Raw genomic sequence first — 3,092 nt, forward strand, 5'->3', positions numbered from 1 at the left:
GATATATTTATTTGGGATCAAAGCAAATAAATAAATCTTTCCTAACCAGCTAACCACGAAATCCCTTGTGTCTCCATAGCATTAGATAATATTTAGGGAGCCAGCCTAGAATTTGCAAGGAGCCAGTACTTATAGATTTTGCTTTGAAAGCGGAAAGAACATTAAGCAGCCTATAAAACTCCAAACTATAAAACAAAAACAGCATGACACATCATGTATTCCAAGGAGGTTTTCCTTAAAAATACCTTGGGTGAACCCTATACAAGGATCTTGCTTAATAACTGGTGTATCTGTGACGGGGTATCCGCTACAGGTATTCCGGCTTCTTCAAGGCTACTCCTCTTGGAAGCATAGTCGCCTATACCCATCGATATTATTGCACCGGCGTGACCCATCCTTTTCCCTGGTGGGGCGGTTCTACCAGCTATATATGCAACAACCGGTTTCCTCCCATCATACTGACTGTAGAATCTAGCAAATCTCTCCTCAGCATCGCCGCCTATCTCCCCGATTAACACGACTGCATCTGTTGAATCATCTTTGGAGAACATCTTGAATACATCAATGAAGTCTAACCCTGTAACCGGGTCTCCACCCAATCCCAGAACTGTTGAAACCCCGTAACCCTGTTTGATAAGCTCCCTAGCTACCTCGTATGTTAACGTACCGCTTCTTGAGACAATGCCTATTCTACCAGGTTTAAACACATGCGATGGCATTATACCTAGCTTTGCCTCACCAACCGTCATTATTCCAGGTGTATTAGGTCCGATAAGTGTGACAGAACGGCTTCTAGCATAGTTCACAAACCTGAGTTCGTCGTGTAGAGGTATGCCCTCTGTGATAACCACTATGGTTTTAACACCATTGTCCACTGCCTCGTAGACAGCGTCACTGGCGAACCTGGCTGGAACAAATATTATACTTGCATCAATAGTCCCCTGCTCTCTAATGGCTTCATTTATAGAGTTATACACTGGAACCCCATGGACATATGTTCCCCCTTTACCGGGTGAGGTACCTGCAACTATCTTGGTACCATACTCCAGCATGAGCTTCGTGTGGAACCCACCCTCCCTACCTGTTATCCCTTGAACCAGTACCCTGGTCCTTGAGTCGACTATTATACCCATCTTCAGCCCACCCCCCTGACTAATTGGATAATCCTTAATACTGCTTCATCCATCTCCGTGTAAACAGTTATACCATGCTCAATAAGTATCCTCCTGCCCTCCTCCTCATTGGTGCCAAGCATTCTAACCACGATGGGTTTAGCCACCTTGGTTTCACTTAGGGCTTCAACGATTCCAGAGGCCACTTCATCGCACCTGGTTATACCGCCAAATATATTGACTAACACTGCCTTGACCCTTGGATGGGTGACCACTATTTTAACTGCCTCCCTGACCCTCTCACGCGTAGCACCCCCACCAATATCGAGGAAGTTGGCTGGTCTCCCACCATAATGTAGAATCGAGTCCATGGTGGCCATTGTTAACCCGGCTCCATTACTTATCACCCCTATGTCTCCATCAAGCTCGACATAATTGAAGTCGAGTTGCTTAGCTACTTTCTCATAGGGGGTAGCATCCCTCCCGTATAAAGGCTGAAGATCGGGGTGCCTGTATAAGCTGTTATCATCTATGATTATCTTTGCATCCAGCGCTGTAAGCCTCCCATCACACGTGTAGGCTAAGGGATTGAACTCCACTAGTTCCGCGTCATAGTCCATCATTATTTTATACATAGCTCTCATGATGTTGTCGAGCTGTCCTAGTTTATCCCATTGAAGACCAAGGAACCCAAGTGCATGCCTAGCCATGTAGCCACTATATCCTATGAACGGGTCTACGGGTATCCTGAGTATTTTATCAGGGTGTTTTCTAGCTAGCTCCTCTATTTCAACACCGCCCATACCTGAGGCAAGGTAGACTAGTTTTCTAGTAGCCCTATCAACAGTGAGAGACATGTAAAGCTCTCTACTGATACACACAGCCTCCTCCACCAGTATTTTTTCAACCCTCTCACCCTTAATGCTCATCGAGAAGAGCTCCCTCGCCTTCGTAAGGGCCTCCTCCAGGTTACTAGCCTTCTTTACTCCACCGGCCAGGCCTCTACCGCCCACGAGCACCTGGGATTTTAATACTACTGTCCCCGTGTTCAACTCTCTATATGCCTTATCCACATCCTCAACACTTGTTGCAAGGATGCCTCTAGGGGTCTCAATACCATACTTCCTAGCTATCTCCTTACCTTCATACTCATACAGTTTCATACAGGACCCCATAGTTTAAGATACTTGGCAAGGATTTAAAGCACGCATGTGTGATCCGATCTTTTACCAGCCATAATATCATTCTTAGAGGACTCAACATTGTTCAAAATTCACAATGTGTTAACCAGGTGCTGAAATAACCAAGTGTTTCAAGCAATCACTAGATACCTGCCCATAGTAATTGATGCCCATACTTGGAGATCGCGATGCGATGTTTTGTCAGGTAGAATATAGGGCCACACTTAGTAGGATAGAGAAGATTGTGTTTCACCATAGCATACTCATAGTAAGGCATATAATTGTCGACATAACGCTAAACCTAGCAGCGATGAAAACCCGAAGGAAGACTAACAGATATCATTGCACCGAAAAACACTGATACTATTAACTACACCCAATAGTATTGGAGCAGTGGAGAAGATTGTTACAACTGAAAGCCTCGCCCTCTAGGGCAGGGAAGAGGTCAGTGAAACCAGCCGGCGATCCTGACCTCAGCAATCCTAGTTGATTTTAAGACAGAATCTTAGTGCGGGGGGTGGGATTTGAACCCACGCAGGCCTACGCCACCGGGTCCTCAACCCGACCCCTTTGGCCAAGCTCGGGCACCCCCGCACCGGTTTGAATTATGGTATGGCAGGGTTTTAATGTTTTTCACTTTATACTTATATACCTGATGTAGCATGATGTACATTGAGGTCGATCCAGGCGAATATCACGTCCTGCATCCAAGGCCAGTGTACTTGATAGTGTCTAGGAGTAGTAGTGGAAGACTCAACGTTATGGCTGCCTCCTGGATTTCACCAATCAGTGATGAACC

At 45.8% G+C, this 3,092-nt stretch carries 2 protein-coding genes and 1 tRNA gene; all 3 read right to left on the reverse strand.

Features of this window, described 5'->3' with window-relative positions; genetic code table 11:
- Positions 1–257 precede the first annotated feature (257 nt).
- Complete coding sequence (gene sucD / locus ACP5N5_RS06465; protein WP_012608707.1) at positions 258–1,133, reverse strand: succinate--CoA ligase subunit alpha; 876 nt, start codon at positions 1,131–1,133, stop codon at positions 258–260.
- 2 nt (positions 1,134–1,135) lie between these two features.
- Positions 1,136–2,275, reverse strand: coding sequence for an ADP-forming succinate--CoA ligase subunit beta (gene sucC, locus ACP5N5_RS06470; protein WP_042667746.1), 1,140 nt, complete (start codon positions 2,273–2,275; stop codon positions 1,136–1,138).
- A gap of 527 nt (positions 2,276–2,802) precedes the next feature.
- A tRNA-Leu gene (locus tag ACP5N5_RS06475) sits at positions 2,803–2,887 on the reverse strand.
- Positions 2,888–3,092: the final 205 nt, after the last annotated feature.

This window comes from Desulfurococcus sp. (genome assembly GCF_049970475.1).
Classification (GTDB): Archaea; Thermoproteota; Thermoprotei_A; order Sulfolobales; family Desulfurococcaceae; genus Desulfurococcus; species Desulfurococcus amylolyticus.

Coding starts and splice junctions, on each gene's coding strand:
- sucC (WP_042667746.1), bottom strand. CDS start 2,275: ATGAAACTGTATGAGTATGAAGGTAAGGAGATAGCTAGGAAGTATGGT.
- sucD (WP_012608707.1), bottom strand. CDS start 1,133: ATGGGTATAATAGTCGACTCAAGGACCAGGGTACTGGTTCAAGGGATA.